General features: G+C 71.1%; 18 protein-coding genes. 13 read left to right on the top strand and 5 right to left on the bottom strand.

Annotated elements, in window-relative coordinates:
* Window positions 1-129: 129 nt before the first annotated feature.
* The 10 genes from HUT10_RS09980 to HUT10_RS09935 all read left to right on the top strand — a co-directional run bounded on the left by HUT10_RS09980 (window position 130) and on the right by HUT10_RS09935 (window position 10,429).
* Window positions 130-387 (top strand): acyl carrier protein, encoded by a 258-nt coding sequence (locus HUT10_RS09980; protein ID WP_176170925.1) that lies wholly within the window; start codon window positions 130-132, stop codon window positions 385-387.
* Between the two features lie 128 nt (window positions 388-515).
* Window positions 516-2,231, top strand: coding sequence for an AMP-binding protein (locus tag HUT10_RS09975; protein ID WP_176170924.1), 1,716 nt, complete (start codon window positions 516-518; stop codon window positions 2,229-2,231).
* A 4-nt stretch (window positions 2,232-2,235) separates the two neighbouring features.
* Window positions 2,236-3,462, top strand: coding sequence for a cytochrome P450 (locus tag HUT10_RS09970; protein WP_176170923.1), 1,227 nt, complete (start codon window positions 2,236-2,238; stop codon window positions 3,460-3,462).
* Window positions 3,459-4,463: a hypothetical protein gene (locus HUT10_RS09965; protein ID WP_176170922.1), complete on the top strand. Its 1,005-nt coding sequence runs from the start codon at window positions 3,459-3,461 to the stop codon at window positions 4,461-4,463. The genes HUT10_RS09970 and HUT10_RS09965 overlap by 4 nt, the downstream gene beginning before the upstream one ends.
* Before the next feature lie 84 nt (window positions 4,464-4,547).
* A complete protein-coding gene (locus HUT10_RS09960; protein WP_176170921.1) occupies window positions 4,548-5,651 on the top strand; it encodes an acyl-CoA dehydrogenase family protein in 1,104 nt (367 codons plus the stop codon).
* Window positions 5,639-5,956 carry a 2Fe-2S iron-sulfur cluster-binding protein gene (locus HUT10_RS09955; protein ID WP_176170920.1) on the top strand — a complete coding sequence of 106 codons (318 nt, stop codon included), beginning with the start codon at window positions 5,639-5,641 and terminating at the stop codon, window positions 5,954-5,956. The genes HUT10_RS09960 and HUT10_RS09955 overlap by 13 nt, the downstream gene beginning before the upstream one ends.
* A gap of 247 nt (window positions 5,957-6,203) precedes the next feature.
* Complete coding sequence (locus tag HUT10_RS09950) at window positions 6,204-7,394, top strand: chromosome condensation protein (RefSeq protein ID WP_254896793.1); 1,191 nt, start codon at window positions 6,204-6,206, stop codon at window positions 7,392-7,394.
* Between the two features lie 37 nt (window positions 7,395-7,431).
* Window positions 7,432-8,235: an SDR family NAD(P)-dependent oxidoreductase gene (locus tag HUT10_RS09945; RefSeq protein WP_176170918.1), complete on the top strand. Its 804-nt coding sequence runs from the start codon at window positions 7,432-7,434 to the stop codon at window positions 8,233-8,235.
* Entirely contained in the window at window positions 8,232-9,200 is a 969-nt protein-coding gene (locus HUT10_RS09940) for an aldo/keto reductase (protein ID WP_217709754.1), read from the top strand. The genes HUT10_RS09945 and HUT10_RS09940 overlap by 4 nt, the downstream gene beginning before the upstream one ends.
* Window positions 9,201-9,220: 20 nt before the next feature.
* Window positions 9,221-10,429 carry a cytochrome P450 gene (locus HUT10_RS09935; RefSeq protein ID WP_176170916.1) on the top strand — a complete coding sequence of 403 codons (1,209 nt, stop codon included), beginning with the start codon at window positions 9,221-9,223 and terminating at the stop codon, window positions 10,427-10,429.
* A 12-nt stretch (window positions 10,430-10,441) separates the two neighbouring features.
* Here HUT10_RS09935 and HUT10_RS09930 read toward each other — a convergent pair whose 3' ends face one another.
* Together HUT10_RS09930 and HUT10_RS09925 are read right to left on the bottom strand one after the other, a co-directional pair.
* Entirely contained in the window at window positions 10,442-11,197 is a 756-nt protein-coding gene (locus HUT10_RS09930) for an HpcH/HpaI aldolase/citrate lyase family protein (RefSeq protein WP_254896792.1), read from the bottom strand.
* Window positions 11,194-12,363: a Xaa-Pro peptidase family protein gene (locus HUT10_RS09925; RefSeq protein WP_176170915.1), complete on the bottom strand. Its 1,170-nt coding sequence runs from the start codon at window positions 12,361-12,363 to the stop codon at window positions 11,194-11,196. The genes HUT10_RS09930 and HUT10_RS09925 overlap by 4 nt, the downstream gene beginning before the upstream one ends.
* A gap of 86 nt (window positions 12,364-12,449) precedes the next feature.
* On the opposite strand from HUT10_RS09925, the gene HUT10_RS09920 reads away from it, so the two are divergent.
* Complete coding sequence (locus HUT10_RS09920; RefSeq protein WP_176170914.1) at window positions 12,450-13,265, top strand: SDR family NAD(P)-dependent oxidoreductase; 816 nt, start codon at window positions 12,450-12,452, stop codon at window positions 13,263-13,265.
* 18 nt (window positions 13,266-13,283) lie between these two features.
* Here HUT10_RS09920 and HUT10_RS09915 read toward each other — a convergent pair whose 3' ends face one another.
* The 3 genes from HUT10_RS09915 to HUT10_RS09905 form a co-directional block, all read right to left on the bottom strand.
* Window positions 13,284-14,489, bottom strand: coding sequence for a sedoheptulose 7-phosphate cyclase (locus HUT10_RS09915; RefSeq protein WP_176170913.1), 1,206 nt, complete (start codon window positions 14,487-14,489; stop codon window positions 13,284-13,286).
* A 14-nt stretch (window positions 14,490-14,503) separates the two neighbouring features.
* The gene (locus tag HUT10_RS09910; RefSeq protein ID WP_176170912.1) at window positions 14,504-15,421 is read right to left on the bottom strand and encodes a RimK family alpha-L-glutamate ligase; all 918 of its coding nucleotides are present in this window, start codon (window positions 15,419-15,421) and stop codon (window positions 14,504-14,506) included.
* Window positions 15,422-15,935: 514 nt separating this feature from the next.
* Window positions 15,936-17,513 carry an MFS transporter gene (locus tag HUT10_RS09905; protein ID WP_176170911.1) on the bottom strand — a complete coding sequence of 526 codons (1,578 nt, stop codon included), beginning with the start codon at window positions 17,511-17,513 and terminating at the stop codon, window positions 15,936-15,938.
* Window positions 17,514-17,690: 177 nt separating this feature from the next.
* Between HUT10_RS09905 and HUT10_RS09900 the strand changes: the two genes are divergently transcribed.
* Together HUT10_RS09900 and HUT10_RS09895 are read left to right on the top strand one after the other, a co-directional pair.
* A complete protein-coding gene (locus HUT10_RS09900) occupies window positions 17,691-18,209 on the top strand; it encodes a hypothetical protein (RefSeq protein WP_176170910.1) in 519 nt (172 codons plus the stop codon).
* A 123-nt stretch (window positions 18,210-18,332) separates the two neighbouring features.
* On the top strand, window positions 18,333-19,703 hold the full coding sequence (locus HUT10_RS09895; protein WP_176170909.1) for a glycosyltransferase: 1,371 nt from the start codon (window positions 18,333-18,335) through the stop codon (window positions 19,701-19,703).
* Window positions 19,704-19,709 lie beyond the last annotated feature (6 nt).

Raw genomic sequence — 19,709 nt, 5'->3', positions numbered from 1 at the left:
CCACTTTCCGGAACCCCGGTCCGGCGCGGCTTTCGTTCCGCGGTCCGGAACACGGAGCGGGAAACCGGAGGGGCGCTGTTAACGTCGGCCGGGCGCGCCCGCCTCCCCGAGGTGCCGAGAGGACATCCGATGAAGTCGTCCGATGACGTTGCCCGGGTGGTCGTCGGCCACCTGTCGGCCGCGCTCGGGGTGCCCGTCTCCGGGATCACCCTCGACGCGCAGCTCACCCATCTCGAGAACGCCAGCTCGCTGCGGTTGCTCACCGCGGTCGCCGCCATCGAAGACGAACTCGGCCTCGAACTGGACCCCGACGATCTCGTGCGGGTACGAACGGTGGCGGACTTCGCGAACCTGGTGGAAGCCGGGACGCGCTTGGGAACGCGCTGACCGGGTGCCGGGTTCGTGGCTGTTCCGGTTTGCGGAACGCGAGGTGGGGACGGCGTGCGTCCTCATTACGGTGGGCCGCGAACCGAACTGCTGTGCCGGCGCAGCAGGGCCGGCTGGAGGTGGATCACGTGGGACTCGACGTAGACATCGCCACCCGTTCCGGTGCTCGGGCCGGAACGCCCGGACTCCGCTGGCTCGCGGAAACGCAGGAACTCCGCACCATGGCGGAGCTCCTGCCGGTTCTCGCGCGGCGAACGGTGGGGAAGCTGGTCTTCCCGGAGCTGAACGTATCGCTGGCCCACCGCGAGATCCCGGAGCGGGCCTACGGGGTCGCCGCGGAACTCCGCCGTGCGGGTCTGGGTGACCGGCCGGACCACTGTGTGGGGCTGCTCGCCGAGACGTCGCCGGAGTTCGTGTCCGCGCTCTTCGGGGTGTTCGCCGCGAACGTCGCGGCGGTGCCGATTCCCGTGCAGCCGTTCGCGGGTGGCCTGGCGTCCTTTTTGGACCGGCTGGACACCCTGGTCCGCAGCGCGGACCTCCGCGGCATCCTGGTGGGACCGCCGTTCGACGAGTTCGGTGCCGCCATCCGGGAGCGGTACCCGGACGTCGTGGTGATCGGCATCGGCGGCTGCGAGCCGCAGCCCGGGATGCCACCGGCCGTGCTGCCGGCTCCGGAAGACCTGGCCGTGGTGCAGTACAGCTCCGGGAGCACCTCCGCCCCCAAGGGGGCGATGATCGAGCACCGCGCTCTGGTGGCGAGCGTGCTGGGCACCGCCGAGCGGGGCGGGGTGGCGGACGGGGACGCCGCGATGGTGTGGGTGCCGCTGTTCCACGACTTCGGGCTCATCACCCTGCTGACCCACTTGGTGACGGCCAGCGACCTGCACATGTTCAGCCCCGGGAAGTTCATCCGGCGTACCGCGGAGACCATGCGGTACTTCGCCGACCAGCACATCGCGTTCTTCACCGGTCCGAACTTCGCCTACGACCGCATCCTCGACACGGCCGCGGCCGGAGGGCTCGACGGCGTCGATCTCTCCGGCTGGAAAACCGCGGTCAACGCCGGTGAACCCGTCGCCGCCGCGACGCTGCGCCGGTTCGACGAGCTGCTCGGGCCGCTCGGCGCCCGGCCGACGGTCATGACGCCGGGTTACGGTGCAGCGGAGTTCTGCGTGGGCATCTCCTTGCAGCCCGCCGGCCGGGTCGCGAAGGTCGTCCACCTCGACCGGGCGTCCCTGCGGGACGGCGTGCGGGTGGTGATCCGCCAGGCCTCCGAGCCCGGTGCCGTGCCCGTCGTGTCGCAGGGGCCGGCGTTCCCCGGCGTCGAATTCCGGCTCACAGACGATTCCGGCCGGGTGCTGGACGAGGGGCACTTCGGCGAAATCGAAGCACGGGGGCCGAACATGCTGCGCGGCTACCTCGACGACCGCGCCGCCACCGACGCCGCGATCCGGGACGGCTGGTTCCGCACGCAGGACACCGGGTTCGTGCTCGACGGAGAGCTCTACGTCGCCGGCCGGCGCAACGACATGATCGTGGTGGCCGGCCGGAACTTCCACGCCCACGACGTGGAGACGGCCGTACGGGATGTCGAGGGTGTGTACCAGCGTCACGTCGTCGCGGTGGCCGACGTGTCCCGCGAGCGCATCGTCGTCGTGGCCGAGACGCAGGCCGACGATCCGGCGGCCTTGGTCGCCGGCATCCGTGCCCGGATCGCCGACGAGGTCGGACTGACCGACGTCGACGTCCGGACCGTCGCGCGGAACTGGCTGCCCCGGACCAGCAGCGGGAAGTGGCGTCGTGGTGAAGTGCGCGATCGGCTCTTCGCCGGCCGCGAGGTGTAGGCCGGTGTCCCGCGTCTTCGCGCTGAAGCCGGATCAAGCCGACAACGACGCGATACTGGCCGCGCTGCTCGAGGGAAAGGCAGTTCAGGAGGTCGCTTTGCCGACCGGCCTCCGGGTTTGGGTCGTGGCGCGCCACGCCGAAGCGAAGGCAATCCTGCTGGACCCCCGGTTGAAGAAGGACCCGGCGACGCTGGCCGATCCCGCACGCCTGTTCGGCGGGGGACGGCACCCCGAGGACAGTTACGCGGTGCTTGGCAGGCACGTGCTCAACACCGACGACGCCGATCACCGCCGGCTACGGGAACTGCTCACCGAGTGCCTCGCCCCGAAGGCCGTTCACCGGCGCCGCGAGCGCATCGCCGAGGTCGTCGGAGCCCGGCTCGACGCCCTGGCCCGCTCGGCCGTGCCCGACCTGGTCACCGGGTTCGCCCAGCCGGTGCTGACCTCGGTGATGAGTGAGGTCCTCGGCATTGAGGAGCCGCTCCTCGAACAGTTGCTCGTCGCCGTGCGAACGGTCATCGGAGGCGCGGATCCGCAGAGCGCGGAGGCTCGGAAAGCCCTGGACACGCAGCAACAGCTCATCCTGGCGGCGATCGACGACCACGATCGGTTCCCCGGCGCCGACACACTCCTGAAGCGGGCGTTCCGCGACTACCGCCCTCGCGGCAAGCTCAGCCTGGCCGAGGTGATGTCGATGATCGCCTTGACCGTCTTCGCCGGGACCACGACCTCCACGACGCTGGTGGCCCACAGCGCCGCCCTGGCGGTCACCCGGGACGACCTGCTCGAAGCGATCACGGGCGGCCCGGCGTCGTGCTCGGCAGCGCTCACGGAGGTGCTGCGCCGGTACCCGCCGACGCCGTGCGCGACCTGGCGGTTCGCCGCCGAAGACGTCGAGCTGGGCGGGGTCACGATCCCGCGCGACGCCACCGTTCTCGTGGTCGTCGCCGCCGCCAACCGGGATCCGCTGGCGTTTCCGGACGCGGACCGGATCGTCGTGTCCCGCACCGGCAACCCGGCCCACCTGGCCTTCGGGCACGGCCCGCACTTCTGCGCGGGCGCTCCGCTGGCGCTGACCACGGCGAACGTGGCGCTCCCCGCGTTGTTCGCGCGGTTCCCCCGGTTGTCTCTCGCCGTCCCGCTCGAGAAGCTCCGCTGGACGACGAACCTGGGTGATCGCACGCTGTCCTCCGTGCCGGTCCGCCTCCGCCCCGAAGAGCTGCCGGTATGAAAGTCGGGGGCGACCTCCGGATCACGGCCGCCACGATGTGGTTGCCCGAGACGCGATACCCGGCGGCGCGCGCCGTCGCGGCGGGAACGATCACCGCGGAACAGGCCGCAGGGGCGGCGTGCGTCGAGGTGCCGGTCGCCGCTGCGGTGCCCGCCTGGCTGATGGGGTCGCAGGCAGCTCGGCAGTGCCTGGGACAACCGGGAGTGGACCCGGGGGAGCTCGACTTCGTCGCCTACGCGGGCATGACCCCGCGGGAGGAGGAGCCCTGGTCGCCCGCGCACCGGCTCGCCCGGGTGCTCGGCGCGTCCCGCGCGGTCGCGATCGGGCTGGCCCAGATGTCGAACGGCGGGGCTGCCGGGATCGGCTGGGCCACCGCCTTGATGCTGGCGGACGACAGCATCCGGTACGCGCTGTCCACCACCGCGGGCAACTTCTGCGCGCTGCCCTACGACCGGTGGCAGACGGCTCCCGCCACCGTCTTCGGGGACGGTGCGACCGCCGTTCTCCTGGGGCGCGGCGAAGGCCCGCTGGTCATCCGTTCCGTCGGCTCGGCGGGCCGCCCGCTGCTCGAGGAGACCTTTCCGGCCTTCCACCCGTTCCGTCCGCTGCCCGAGCCGGGCTCCGGGCCCCGGGAGGACGCGCTCGGGTTCGCGGCGAACCTGAAAGGCAACCGCGAGGTCATCCGGGAGGCCGTCGGCATCGCACTGGCCGACGCCGGCCTGGGCGGGGAGGACGCGGCCGGTGACCGCATCGCGCTCGTCGCGACGAACCGGCTGGGTGCGCAGGTGACGGAGCAGACGGTGCTGCGGGCCCTGCCGCGGGCGCTGCGTGGTCGTTGTCGCGCGTTCGGGGCCGGGACCGGGCACCTCGGGGCCGGGGACCTGCCGGCGAACCTCGCCGACATCCTGGCGGGCGACCTGCTGGGCGCCGGTGAATGCGCGCTCCTGATCGGCACGGGCGCCGGGGTGACCGCCGGCGCGGTCGTCGTCGAACGCCGGTAGCGTTCCGGTCGGAACGGGCAGAACCGTTCGACGGAAGTCCGTTCGTCGGCTCTGGGACCCGGGCTCGCCGGGTAGCTTCGAGGCATGATCGCTTCCCCCGCGATGGTGCCCGCCGCTGTTCGCGACCTGGTGGACACGGAGGTGGCCGCCGCGGCGAAGCGCGTCGACGAGGACGGCGTCCACCCCGCCGCGGTGCTCGCCTGCCTCGGGCAGGAGGGGGCGTTCCGATCTCACGTCGAAGACGGGAAGCCACCCGCTCTCGACGTTGCCATCGCGACGACGGCGGCCATCTCGGAAGCGTGCCTGACCACCGGGTTCTGCACTTGGTGCCAGCACTCGGCGGGCTGGCTCGTCGCGAACAGCGACAACGCCGGGCTGCGCGCCGGGTTGCTGCCCGGCATCGCGAACGGCGCCGTGCCGGCCGGTGTCGGGCTCGCGAACCCGGTGAAGGCCATGAGAGGCACCGAGCAGTTCAAACTGCGTGCCGAGCGCGTCCGGGGCGGTTACCTGGTCAGCGGCGCCCAGCCGTGGATCTCCAACATGGGCGAAGGACACTGGTTCGCCACGGTCTTCGCCGACCTGGCCGATCCCTCCCACCGGATCACCGCCATGGTGCGCTGTGGACAGTCCGGAGTGACGATCCGGCCGAACGTCCACATGACGTCACTGCGGGGCAGCGCGACGGTGACGGTCCTGTTCAAGCAGGCCTTCGTCCCCGCCGAGCATATCCTGGCCGATCCGGCCGAAAGCCTGCTGTCCCGTGCCTATCCGGGAATCGTGCTCCTGCAGACGGGAATGGCGCTGGGGGTGATCGGGGCCGGCATCGCTCTGATGCGCGAGTTCGACGCCGGGCAGTTCGAGAGCAACCGGCACCTGCCGCGCCACCCGGACGACTTCGCGGCCGATCGGGACGCACTGCAGGAGCGGATCGTCCGGCTCACCGAAACGCCGCTCGACGACTCTCCCGGGTACCTGCGGTCGGTGTTCGAGACGCGGCTCCAAGCCAGCGAGCTCACCCTGGCGGCCACGCGGATGGCCATGCTGCGGGCCGGGCTGCCGGCGTTCATGCAGGGGTCACCCGTCGACCGGAGGATGCGCGAGGGCAACTTCGTCGCGACGATCACGCCGTCGATGAGATTCCTCCTCCGGGCGCTGGCGACGTCACCGGAGACTCCATGGCCGATCTGATCGTCACCGCGTCCACGGGCGGTGAGCACGTGCTGGGCGGAAGCGGAACGGACACGGTGATGGAGCGCGCGCGGGAAGCGGGTCTTCCGGTGCGCGGCGAGTGCGGTGGCTCGATGTACTGCGGGACGTGCCATGTGATCGTCGACCCGGCGTGGGCCGGGCGGCTCACGGCGCCTGGTGACGAGGAAGCCGACCTGCTCGACGCGCTGTTCGACCGGCAGCAGACCTCCCGCCTCGGCTGTCAGATCACCATGGCGGATGAACTCGACGGCCTTCGCGTGCGCCTCCCCGAAACGCTCGCATGACGAGTGCGGCCGCGCTCCCGACGACCGCGGCGGCGGCGTAGCGCAGCGAGGGACGGACCTCGCCGAGTGTCACTTTCCCTGCCGGAAAACGAAACTCGGCGATGGCCCGGGCTCGGGCGCGGCCGTGTCCATCCGAACACCGACCACGAAAAAAGGGGCACGTTCGGTGTTCTCGGCGTTGACCACCGTTTCGGCGCCGAGAGAGATTCCCCTCGTGACGGTTACCGGAAACGAGACGGAATTCGATGTGCGCGACGAACGAGCGCTGACCGACAGCGAGGCGGCCTTCCTCCTCGCCGGTTTCGGCCCGGTCGTGGTCCGCGCGGACGTCGGCGGGACCTTCGACCCGGCGCTGCTCGACCGGGCCTGGCGGCTGCTGGGCCAGGCCTACCCGCTCCTGCGGTGCGGGGTATTGGGCGGCCCTGACGGTTTCCGGCTGGTCCTGCGGGAGGCCGTGCCCGCACCGGTCGCCGACGCGGACGACTTTCGCCAGGCCATCGGGCGGCGGCTGGGGGACGGCGCGGTTTCCCGGTTGTCGCTCCGGGAAACCAACGGTGCGACCGAACTGACCCTGGCCGTCGACCACGCCTTCTCCGACGGGCGTCTGGTGCAGGTGTTGCTGGGCAAGCTCCTGGAGTTCTACGCGGTGCTCCGGCGGGGCGACACCCCGTCCGTGGTGCCGCGTCCGGTGTTCGAACCCGGGCTGCAACACCGTCTCACCGGGCGGTACGAGCCGGGGTGGCCCGAACCGGCCGACGTACCGGGCGGGGTCGTGACGCTCGCGGGGGGACCGGGCACGTCGTCCCCGGGGTTCGGGGTGCACCGCATCGAACTCGGCCGTGGGCCGACGGCCGCGCTGGCCGCGTTCGCCGGTACCGCCGGAATCTCCGTGACCGGCCTGCTCTGCGGGGCGGTCGCCGGAGCGGTGCTGGCGAGACGTCCCGGTGACACCGCCGTCCGGCCGGTCACGTTGTCCGTCCCGGTGGACTTTCGCCGTCGGCTCGCTCCACCGATCGATCCGGACGCCCAGCTCTGCGCGGCACTCCCGTGCCTGGTCACCGTGTCCGCCGCGGCGACCGACGACCCGGTCGACATCGGACTGCGCGTGGCGGCGGAGCTGCGTGCGGCGATCCGCCGCGCCGAGCCGCAGCGCACCCTGCTGGCGCAGTGTCTGGTGCCGGCGCCGCCTCCGCCGATGACGTTCCTGGTGTCCAACCTCGGCGTGCGGGAGTACCCCGAACTGCCCGGCGACCTGTCCGTCACCACCAGCCGGGTGGCCGCGACCCTGCCCGGTCCGGTGCCCGCCGTCTTCGCCGTGACGGTGAACGGCGAGCTCGCTCTCGACGTGGTGTATGACCGCGCTTTCCACGACGACAGCGAGGTTTCCGCGGTCGCGGCGTCCGTGGAAACCACGCTGCGTTCGACGGCGGAACGCTGAACCGCTTCCCATCAAGCCGCACGGAGGTCACCCCAGCATGCGAGAGTCGACGGTCCTGGTCACCGGGGGCGGGAAAGGCCTGGGCAAGGCCTTCACCGAAGCGCTGGGCCGGGCGGGCGCCAGGGTGTTCATCACCGGCCGGGACGGCCCGTCGCTCGATGCCACCGTGGCCGAGCTGACCGGCCGGGGGCTTCTGGTGGAGGCGATGCGGGCCGACGTCGTGGACTCCGGCGCGATGGCCGACGCGGTCGCCCGGATCACCGCCGCCAGCGGACGTCTCGACGTCCTGGTGAACAACGCCGTCGCGGCCGGGCCGCTCGGGCCGACCGCCGAGGTCGACCTCGATGCGTGGTGGTACGCCCAGCAGGTCAACGTGGCCGGACCGCTGGTCGCCGCGCAGGCGGCGCTGAAAGTCATGCTCCCGCAGGGCCGGGGCCGCATCATCAACCTCGTCAGCCCCGCCGGGATCACGCGCTGGCCCAACGCCACCGCCTACTCGGTCTCCAAGGCGGCCCTGATCAAGCTCTCGGAGAACCTGGCGACCGAACTCCGCCGGACCGGTATCGCGGTGTTCAGCTACAACCCCGGCCTCGTCGACGCGGGGCTCACCAGGGCGGGCATCGATTCCGTCGGTACCACCACCGATCCCTGGCTCGAACGGGTTGGCCGATGGGCCCGCAAAGCCCGCGATGCGGGCGAATTCGTTCCCCTGGACACCGTCGTCGGCACCCTGGTGCGGCTGGCGAGCGGACACGCCGACGCCTTGAGCGGGCAGATCGTGCACGCCCAAGACGACCTCGAAGCACGGATCGCGGAACGGGAAGGAGCCACCGGATGCTGACCCGACGCCGGATCGGCCACAGCGACCTGATCGTCTCGCCGCTGGGGCTGGGCACCTCGACCTGGGGCACCACGACCGACTACGCAACGGCCAGGGCGCAGGCCGCCGCCTTCCTCGACGCCGGCGGCAACCTGGTGGACACCGCGGACGTCTACGGCGGCGGTGAAGCCGAGCGGATGATCGGCCGCCTGCTCGCGGGAAGCCTGGACCGCGAGTCCATCGTCCTGGCGACGAAGGCGGCCGCCGTCATCGTGGCCGGGAAGCCCACGGCCGACGCGTCCCGGGCGCACCTGCTCAAGACGCTGGACTCCTCCCTGTCCCGGCTGGGCACCGATCACGTGGACCTCTGGCAGGTGCACGCGTGGGACAAGCGCGTCCCGCTCGAGGAGACGCTCGGTGCCGTGGACACGGCGATCACCGCCGGGAAGGTGCGCCACGCCGGGGTCTGCAACTACTCGGGCTGGCAGACCGCGGTCACCGCGGCCCGGTTCGCCGGCGCGGGAAACCGGAAGCTGGTCAGCACCCAGGTCGAATACTCGCTGCTGGAACGCGGGGTGGAACGGGAAGTCGTTCCCGCGGCCGAGCACCTGGGGCTCGGGATCCTGCCGTGGGCACCGCTGGGCCGAGGGGTGCTCACCGCCAAATACCGTCACGGCGTCCCGGAAAAACGCTACGACAGCCGGTTCTTCCGGTGGTACGTCGGACGGCACCTCAACGAACGCGCAGCCGGCATCGTCGAAGCCGTGGTCGCCGTCGCCGTCGAGCTGGGGGTGACGCCGGGCACCGTTTCGCTGGCCTGGCTCCGCGACCGGCCGGGCGTGGTCGCCCCGCTCGTCGGCGCGCGGACCGCGGAGCAGCTCGAGGAGTCCCTGGCCGGCGCCGACTTCACCCTCCCACCGGAACACCGGCGCACGCTGGACGACGCCTCGGCCCTCCGGCTCGGTTACCCGGAACTCAGCATCTGACGCACCGAAAGGAAGCAGCCGTGGACGAGACCCGACCTCGCTACCTGGCCACGCCCGAGTACACCGCCTGTCCGTATGCCGTGTTCGACCGGCTGCGCGAGAGTGCGCCTGCCGTTCCCGTGCAGGTCAACGGGTTTCGCATGTGGACGGTCACCGGCTACGCCGACGTCCGCGCGCTGCTCGCCGATCCCGGCATGGGCAAGGACCTGGTACAACACCGCAGACGCCTGGTCGCGCAGTCCCGGCTGCGGGCCGACCACAGTGCCCGCATGGCCCACCGCTCCCGGCGCAGCCTGCTCGACCGCGACGGCCCCGACCACCGGCGGCTGCGCGCGCAGCTGAGCGGCGAGTTCAGCACGGCACGCGTGGCTTCGCGGCGACCGGCCGTCGAGGCCGCCGCCACCGCATTGCTCGACCGCCTGCCGCTCGGTGAACCGGTCGACCTGATCGCCGCCTACGCGCGTCCGCTGGCGACCACCGTGCTCGCCGACCTGGTGGGGCTCCCCGAAGAAGAACGCGGGGAGTTCCCGGACTGGCAGATGTCGATGCTGACCGGCAGCAGCGTGGCCGAGGTGGAAAACGGTGCCCGGTGCCTGTACGAACTCGCGTTGCGCATGATCGAGGTGAAGAAGCGCGAACCGGCCGACGACCTGTTCACCCGGCTCCTGCGGATCCACGAGGACGACGGCGGCCTGGATGTCGACGAACTCGCGTCCACTTACGTCGTGCTGCTCATCGGCGGCTCGGAACCGGCGACGGCCATCGGGACCGGCCTCGCCCTGCTGCTGGATCGGCCGGACCAGGTCGAGAAGCTCATCGCCGCACCGGAGCTGTTCGGCCCGGCCGTCGAAGAGATCGTCCGCTTCGAATCCCCGTTCAAGCTGCTCCCTCCGAGGTTCTCCGCGGAGCCGGTCGACATCGGCGGCGTGAAGATCCCCGCCGGTGAGCTGATCACGGTCTCGCCCGGGGCGGCGAACCGCGATCCGGAGCACTTTCCCGATCCGGACACCTTCGACATCGAGCGGGACACGCGCGGGCACCTGGGCTTCGGCCACGGCGCCCACCGGTGCCTGGGCGCGTCCCTCGGGCGGCTGGAAACGGAAGTCGCGCTGCGCGCGCTGATCCTCAGGTACCCGCGAACGCGCCTCGTGACCGCTCCCGCCGAGCTGACCTGGCGACCCGGCTCGTTCATGCGCCGGCTCGACAACCTGCCTGCCGTGCTCGGGTGAGCCGGTGCCCGGTCACCCGCGAACTCCGTCGACGACGTCGCGCAGTCCGCGGACGACCACGGAGTTGTAGTTGACCAGGAAGGTGGTGGCGCCGCGGGCGCGCCACTGCCCGACCTCCTCGGGACCGTCGGCGAGGACGCACAGGGAGCACTGTGGTGCGTTCCCGACCGCTTCCGTGATCCGCGCGACCGCAGTCCGGTATTCCGGGTGTTCGAAGTCGCCCGGCACGCCCAGGTCGAGCGACAGATCGGTGGGACCGATCCAGACGGCGTCGACGTTCTCCACCGCGGCGATCGCCGCGCAATCGGCGACCGAAGACCGGTCCTCGGCCTGGACCACGACGACGGTCTCGCGTGCGGCCCGCGCGAGGTGGTCCGCCAGGGAAGACGTCCCGTGGCGGCCTGCGCGGGTGCTGACGGCCAGGCTGCGGGTGCCTCGCGGCGGGTAGTGCGCGGCGCAGACGGCGGCCTCGGCGGCCGCCGCGTCGGAGACGTGCGGTACGACGATGCCCGCGGCACCGGCGTCGAGCACGTGCAACGCGGCCGCGGGGTCGCGGCTCGCCACGCGGACCAGCACGGGAATCCGCGCCGCGTCACCGGCCCGGATGTGGTGTTCGACCTCGACGGTGTCGGCCGGCGCGTGCTCGGTGTCCAGCAGGACGAAGTCGAAACCCAGGTGCCCGGCCAGTTCCACGGCCGCGTGGGAAGGGACTTTGACGATCAGCCCGAGCAGCAGGTCGCCTTCGGCCATCCGGGTGCGCAGGCTCATCGGGCACCGCCCGGGTTCGGCTGGTTCCAGCCACGCGCGCCGTCGCCCGGTGCTTCCCAGCCGTCTTCGGTGACGATCAGGGTGTCTTCGAGCTTGACGATCCCGGCGTCCGGGTTGGCGAGCGTCGTTTCGATGGACAGCACCATCCCCGGCTCCAGTGGGGCTTCCGCGTGATCGGCCGGGTAGGGAACCGGGCCCGTGCCGGTCAGCCGGGGCGCTTCGTGCGTGATCAGGCCCATGCCGTGGGCCACGAAGAACATCTCGCCCGCGTGCGGGCAGGCGGCCAACGCCTTCTCGGCCACCGAAAAGACGTCGCCGCCGCGCCGCCCGGGCCCGACAGCCGCTCGGGCGCCCTGCTGCACCGATTCGACTTCGGCCAGCAGGTCCCGCATCAGGGCGGTCGGTGCACCGGCGACCGCCATCCGGGCCAGGTCGCCGATGTATCCCTGGTACATGCCACCGGAGTCGAGCGACAGCGCTTCTCCGGCTCGCCACACCCGCGACGACGGCGCACGGTTGAACTCCGCTCCGCACGAAACCAGGCAGTAGTCGAAGACCAGCCCGCGGTCGGTCTGTTCGCGGCGGAACCGTTCCACGATGTCGAGCTTCGTTTCGCCGGGAGCCGACGCGGCGAACGTCGCCGTCATCGCGTCGATGATCCCGATCGAGGCGGTGCGCACCAATTCCAGCTCCCAGGCGGATTTGACGGCCCGGACGCCTTCGAGGATCCGGTGCGCGTCCACGAACGACGCGGCGGGCATCGAGTCCCGGAGCGCGTCCGCCGCGTCCATCGGGAGAAAAGCCTTCTCCACGGCGATGGTGCTTTCCGCGAGCCCGCGTTCTTCGAGCAGTTCGGCGATGGCTCGCGCGGTGTCCAAGCTCGACCAGGACCGGTTGCGGACGTCGGGGACCCAGAGCGGGAACACCTCCGTGCCCCATTCTTCGTTGCCGCAGCCGACGTAGCAGGCCAGTTCCGGGGCGCCCTTGACGTACACGAGTGCGGGCAGGTACCGGGACACGCCGATGGCGTCGAAGCCGGCGAAGAAGAAGTACCGGTACCCCCCGAGGAGGTGCTGAACGGAGAAGCGCGTGGTGGCCACCACGACGTCTGCCCCGCATTCGTCCATGAGGGCGTCCAGCCGGTTCGCGTCGAAAGGCAGATCCATGACTCTCCTCGAATCGAGACTGTCCACAGTGCGCGTGGTCGGTATGATGCGGTGGGACGAGTTCCTGTCGGGAAAAGGAGATCCTCGTGAACGAGCACCTCGGAGTTGCGGCGTCGGCTTCCGTCGGCCGGACCATTCTGGACCGCTTCCGGCTGACTGGCCGGGTGGCGCTGGTCACCGGGGCGGGACAGGGTATCGGCCGCGCCTTCGCCCACGCCCTGGCCGAAGCCGGCGCCAAGGTGGCGGTCGTCGACGTCGCCGCGGACCGCGCGGCGGAAGTGGCCGGCGAGCTGCGGGAAAAGGGTGCCGAGGCCATCCACGTCCACGCTGACGCGGCGGACGAGAAGTCCATCGCGAACTTCGTGTCGACCACCGTGGAATCGTTCGGTGGCCTGGACATCGCCGTGAACAACGCCGGCATCAACCTCAACTCCGCGGCCGAGGAAACGACCCTCGACGAATGGGACAGGGTGCACGACCTCAACGTGCGCGGTGTGTTCATCGCCTGCCAGTACGAAGCGAGGGCGATGTTCGAGCGCGGGTACGGGAAAATCATCAACACCGCGTCCATGGCCTCGCTCGTGGTGCCGCACCCGCAGAAGCAGGTTTCCTACAACGTGTCCAAGGGGGCGGTGGTGACCCTCACCCGGACGCTGGCCGCGGAATGGGCCGACCGCGGTGTCCGGGTGAACTGCATCTCGCCGGGAATCATCAGGACCGCCTTGATCGAGCAGTCGGAGGCGCTGGCACCCCTGGTGAGCGAATGGATCGCGAACATCCCCGCCGGGCGGCTGGGCGAGGTCGCCGACCTGCAGGGGGCGGTCGTCTACCTCGCCGGCGAGGTCTCGGACTACATGACCGGCCACAACCTCGTCATCGAAGGCGGCCAGACGCTCTGGTAGCCGGTGCGGCGGCACGGGTCACCGGATCTTCGCGGAAGCGTCCAGCGCCCACGCGCGCTGGGTTTCGGCGGCCGCGGTGAGTTCTTCCTCCGTGACGTCGTCGACGAAGAGGCAGTGCCCGATGCCGGCGGGCAGCGGCATCCGCTGCCGACCGTCGCGTCGGCGTACGGTCGCGCGCATCGCGCGGGCCAGCGCTTCCGGGGTGTGCAAGGGACTCCAGGCCGGGAGCTCGAGTGCGGACATCACCGAAAACACGCGCTCGCAGTCTTCTGCGGCCAGGAGACCGCGCTGCCAGGCGAGCACGGTGCTCAGGGCCATGTCGAGGCACACCGCCTCACCGTGCAGCATCGAAGGCAGGCCCAGCATCTCGATGGTGGGGCTGAAGCTGTGCCCGAAATCCATGCTGCGCTCGAGCGTGCGCTCCCACAGATTCGGTTCGAGCTCCGCCAGCATGCCGGTGATCGCGGCGTCGAGGATGGTGGCTGCGGCGCGACGGCCGTCCGGGGAGGTCCCCTGGAACTTCTCGTCCAGCATGAGCCGGCCGTGCCGCTCCAAGTGCGCGAACAGCGCCGCGTCCTTGATCAGCCCGACCTTCAGGATCTCGGCCAGGCCGTTGCTCAGGTGGCGCCGGCCCAGTGTGGCGAGGAAGCTCGGATCGAGGAGGGTGAGCGTCGCGGCCGCGTACGTGCCCAGCTGGTTCTTGTGGCCGTTGAAGTTCACCCCGGTCTTCACCCCGACGCCGGCGTCGACCAGCCCGACCAGGGTCGTCGGCACCCGCACGAACGGCGTGCCCCGGCGGTAGAGGCTCGCGGCGAGCCCCACGACGTCCATGGCGACACCACCGCCCACGACGATGACCGGCTCGCGCCGCCGGTCGACCCCGAACTTCTCCAGCCGCTCGAGCAGGCGCAGCACGACGTCGAGCTCCTTGTGCGCTTCACCCGAGCGGATGGTCATGATCTCGTGGGTGATGCCGTGGTGGTCGAAGTACTGCCGGATCCTGGTCCCGAACAACTCGTCGATCCGTTCGTCGACCACGACGAACCGGCGCGAGGTCCGGCTCTCCGGCGAAGCGCCCGCCTCCAGCAGGTCGGTCCGGTCCGGGGCGAAGACGTCGCGGCAGAACCGGACCTCGTAGCCGACCGTCTGGGATGCCGCGACCCGCCAAGAACTGTCGGCCGTGTCGCGGCCGGTCCGGACACGGGGGTTCGTCGACTGGGTCATGAGCGCTCTCCCTTTCAGCGGTTCACCGACGCCGCGGCGATCAGCGAACGGGCGTACCGGTACGCTGCGTCGGGCCGGAGGTGGAAGAACTTGACCGGTGCCACCGATTCGATCTCGAGGAGCAGCAGTTTTCCGCTGACCGGGTGCCGGAGGAAGTCGAGCCGTACCGAGGTGGGCTCGACCGGAACGGTCTTCAAGTAGGCGCGGTACGCGTTCGCGATTTCGGTGGAGTCGTCGTCGCGCGCGGCGTAGCCGGCGCGGGCGTTGGGGTGGAATTGCGTACCCGCGCGACCCGGAGCGAGGATCGCGTCCTTGGTGATCGCGTGGGAGTACTGACCGTCGATCATGATGATCCCGTACTCGCCCAAGGCGTCGATCGTCCCGATGTAGGGCTGCACGCAGGCCGTCACCCCGTGCTGCCCGAAGTCGGCCAGCCTGGCGACGAGATCACGTTCGGTCGTGACGCGTGCGGCGCCGAGGGTGCCGCCGGACGAAACCGGTTTGACGACGACGGCGGCCGCACCGAACTCCCGTTCGGCGCGGGTGAGCGCGTCGGCGGCGACGGCGCCGAGTGGATCACCCGGAGCCACCACCGTGGTCGGGATGGTTCGGGCGCCGCACTGCTCGACCAGCGGGAGGTACTCCTTGCTCAGCCCGTTCGCGATGACCGGGTACGGGTTGGCCAGCGGCACCCCCTGCCGGTGCAGGGACTCCAGCCAGCTCTTGAACTCGGCCAGCTTGAGCCACATGCTCCACGGTGACTGCACCGCGACGACGTCGAACGCGGTCCAGTCGACGCCGGGTGCGTCGTCCCAGCTGAGCACCCGGGTGGTGCACCCTTCGGCGGCCAGACAGGATCGCAGCAGCGGCGTGTCCCGATCGGACCAGTCCGCGCCCGGGAAGGCGCTGGAGGTGACGAGTGCGATGTCCACGGGGTACTCCCAAGTGTTGCGTGCGGACGGTCCATTGAGGCCAGACGGTAATGAGCGCGGCGGACGACGGGCAACAGCGGTTCCGTGAAACGGAACGGTGCTTACGGGCCTACGCCGAGCACGAACGGGCCAGCGCCTCCACCCGTGCGTGCAGCTCGCCGGGGAAGGGCTCGAACTCGGGCTTCATCAGCACCTTCGCAGGACGCGTGCCTCGGCGGCATCACCGACGACCCGCCGGTGCTCGGCCGGGCGGAAGGCCACGGCGCCACGCCGGGCGAAGACGCCGCGGTGGTTCGCGAACACCGGTCATCTCCGTACCCGGGGACGGCGAGCCGGCACGGCGGCTCGTGGGGAAAGCGCGTTCCGGGCGGTGGATCGCTTCCCCGCCGCGCGAACGATGACCCGGAGTCTATGGAGGACATTCGACGGCAGCAGGCCTTGCCGGTTCGCGAAAGCTCTATGGCCAAAGGGTCTGCGCGAAGGACCCAGCCACCGCGCGGCCGGTTGTGGAGGTTCAGCCGGCGCGGTTCCCCCTGGCGGGGGATGTGCCCGGGGACTTCGGCAGCAGGGCGAGGACGACAACCAGCAGGACCGCGACGAGGACCGCTCCGGCCCACAGCGCGGAGTGCAGAGCGTGGACGAAGGAATGGCTTGCGGCACCGGCCAACGGTTGTTCCAGCCGGCCCGCGCCGCGCGCGGCTTCCACGGCGTTGGCGACGCCCGCGCGGGCGGCCGCCGCTGTGGCGGGAGGAACACCGTCCAGCGCGCGGCCGACGTCGTCCCGGTAGCCGGCCGCGAGCATCGCTCCCAGCAGGGCGATTCCCACCGCCGCACCCAGTTCCCTGGCGATGTCGTTGAGCGCCGAAGCCACGCCTTGGTCCGCCGGCGGGAGAGCGCCGGTGATGGCTTCGGTGGCGGGCGGCATCGCCGAACCCATCCCGATTCCCAAGGCGATGAGACCGGGCACGACACCGGGAAAGCCGGCCTCGACCGAGGTGAAAACGGCCAGCAGGACCAGACCGGCCGCGGTCAGGCCGAGGCCGGCCGCCATGGTGGCCCGGGCTCCGATCCGCGCGGCCAGCCGGGGGGCGAAGCCGGACGCGATCATCATCAGCACGGCCATGGGCAGCAGCGCGGCGGCGGACAGCAGGCTCGTGAAGCCGAAGACAGTCTGCAGGAGGGGGTAGAGGAGCACCGAAGAGCCGGCGTGCACGGCGAACACCGCCGCGAGCGTGAGGGTGCCACCACCCAGCCCGCGCTCGCGGAAGAGGCGCACGTCCAGGAGCGGGGCCGGGTGCCGGAGCTGCCACGCGACGAAGCCGGCGGTGCCGGCGACGCCGACGGCGAGGCCGGTGATGGTGCCCGGCGCGGCCCAGCCCCGGTCCGGTACTTCGTGGAAGAAGAAGATCAGCCCGACCACCCCGAGCACGGAAGCGGTGCAGCCGACCACGTCGAACGGGCGCTGGGCAACCCCGCGGGAGTCCGGGACGCAGCGCCACGCCACGGCCGACGAGACGAGCACGAGGACGACCGGGACGACGAACAGGGAGCGCCAGCCCCAGGTGTCGACGAGCAGGGCGGAGAGCACCATGCCCAGCACCGCACCGGCCCCGCCCACCCCGGTCCACACACCGATGGCGCGGCCGCGGTCCGCCACCGGGAAGTTCGAGGTGATGACGGCGAGCGTGACGGGCATGATCATGGCCGCGCTCGCGCCGTTGAGGACGCGTGCCGCGATCATGACACCGGCCGTGGGCGCCACCGCGGCGGCGGCGCTCGTGACGGCGAAGGCGGCGAGGCCCACCGTGAGGACGGGCTTGCGGCCCCAGCGGTCGCCGGCCGCGCCCATCGGCAGCAGCAGGGCGGCCAGGCTGAGGACGTAGCCGTTCATGATCCACACCACCGTGCTCTGCGAAGCGCCGAAGTCGACGGCGAGCGCCGGCTGAGCGACGTTCAGTCCGGTGACGGAGGCGACGACGGCCAGCAGCGCGAGGGAGACCGCGATCAGGATCGCGCGCCGTTGGCGGGGGTCCGTGACCAAGCTGTCGCCGACCGGGCCGGTCCGCGTTCGTGGTGGCCGTTCTGCGGTCATGCCGTCCTCCCGGGTGCCCCTGAATCCTGTCCCGGCAGCACTTTCCGGTCAGTCGCGGTGCCCCGACCGAGGACTCTTGGCCAGACTTGCTGCCCACTCGGCCGGCCCCGGGTGCGGTAAGACTTCGGTAGACCCGTCGAAAGCCTTCGACGCCCTGCTCGTGAAGGAGCCGCCTCCGTGTCCAGCAGGGTGAAGCATTCGCTGCAGACCACGACCGCCTCCCCGGCCGCGCACACGGCCGCGCTCCAGCGCCAAGCCCTGGCGCCCGCCGTCCACAGCGGCGTCGCGCCCATCGAAAACCTGTCGTCGGGGCTGGTGCGGATGCCCGCCTTCCACCGGGCCGTGGCGCACGTCCACGTCCGCTCCGAGGTGGTGATCTTCACGGCGGCCGGGTACGCGGCGTCCCTGGTCGGCGAGGAACTCGAGCACACGTTCGTCCACGCGCCGCACTCGATCATGATGATCGGAGCCGGGGTGCCGCACCTCGGGCTGAACCTCTCCGGCGAGGTCGTCCTGGCTTTCGAAGCCCGGACCGATCCCGCGTTCAACGAAGACGTGGAACTCCTTCCGCACCTGGACGAACTCGCCTCGGCGCGTGCCTTGCAAGTGCAGGAAGAGTTTCGCCGGGGTCTGTTCGCCGAAGCGCTGAAGGAGCCTTCGTGGAGCACTGCCGTCCGGAGTCCCGGATGCCGGTGAACCCGTCAGCTGCCTGAACCCGGGGGGAGAAGCGGGTTCCGGTTTCCGGAACCGGGCCTTGCGACCGTGGAACCCGCGGGCAATCGTCGCCACTGCCCGGTGCGCCGAACTCACGGAGGAGCCATGGTCCGAGTCGTGTTGGCCGCCATCCCCATGCCGGGGCACCTGATCCCGCTGCTGCCGATCGGCCGGCACCTCGTCGAAAACGGCTACGACGTCACCGTGCTCACGTCGGAGGCCCTCGAACCGCTCGCGGGTGACATCGTGAACAGCCCGCGGGGCCGGTTGCACCCGCTCCGCGGGAAAGCCGCCTTCGACGGGAACCGCATCCTGGCCGAGTTCCCCGTGGTGAAGGACACGCCTGCCGGCTACCGCCAGGTGATCGTCGCCCCCCAGGAGATGTTCATCCCGCCGATCCCCGAGCAGTTCCGGGCCGTCCAGGAAGTCCTCGAAGCCGGCGATCCCGCCACGACGGTCGTCATCCACGAAGGGTTCTTCCACGGCACCTGGCCGTTGCTGCTCGGGGCGCCGGGATTGCGCCCGGCCGGGACGATCGGGCTCGGTGTCTCGGTGCTGACGCTGGAGGATCCCCGGCTGCCTCCCTTCGGGTTCGGCGCCGCTCCCGACCTGTCCGCGCCGGGCGAGCGGCGCGCGCGGGACCTGCGCGATCGCCTGCACCGGGAGTTCGAACCGGTGCAGAAGCAGCTGGACGACGTGCTGGCCGGGCTCGGTGCGGTCGACCGGGCTCCGTACTACTGGGACTCGTTCTCCCTGCTGTGCGACACCTTCTTCCAGTTGTCCCCGCCCGGCCTCGAGTACGAGCGTGGTTCGCTCCCGGAGCACGTCGAGCTGATCGGCAGACCGGGTTCGCCGGCGACCGCGCACTTCGACGCTCCGCCGTGGTGGAACGACGTGGTGACTGCGGATCGTGTCGTCTTCGTCACCCAAGGTACGTTGAACAACGAGAACCACGGAGCGCTCATCGGGCCCGCGCTGGAGGCGCTGGCCGACTCCGACGCCCTGGTCGTGGCGACCTTCGGCGGCCGGCCGGTACCCCCGGATCTCGTCGTCCCGGCCAACGCCAGGGTCATCTCCTACCTCCCCTACGACATGATCTTCCCCCACACGTCGGTGCTGGTGACCAACGGCGGCTTCGGCGGGGTGCAAGCTGCCCTGATGGCCGGGATTCCGCTTGTCGTGGCGGGTGACACCGAGGACAAGCCGGAGGTCGCCATGCGCGTCGAGCACGCGGGCGCGGGGATCAACCTGCGGACGGGCCTGCCCGGGGTGCCGGCGGTGCGCCAGGCCGTGGAGCGGGTGCTCCGCGACCCGTCGTTCCGGTCGCGGGCCGAAGGGATCCGCGACGAGTACCGCGCCCGTGACCCGCTGGCCCGGATCAAGGACGAGGTCGACCGCATGGCGTCCAGCCCTCGAGCCGGTCGCCGCCAGGCCGGCCACGGCATCTCCGGTGTCCTCGGTCTTCCCGGCCGGTGAGAGCCG

Origin of the sequence: Amycolatopsis sp. Hca4 (assembly GCF_013364075.1) — a bacterium.
Taxonomy (GTDB): domain Bacteria; phylum Actinomycetota; class Actinomycetes; order Mycobacteriales; family Pseudonocardiaceae; genus Amycolatopsis.
Note: the sequence above shows the minus strand (reverse complement) of the source record. Positions and strands in the feature narration are given on the sequence as shown.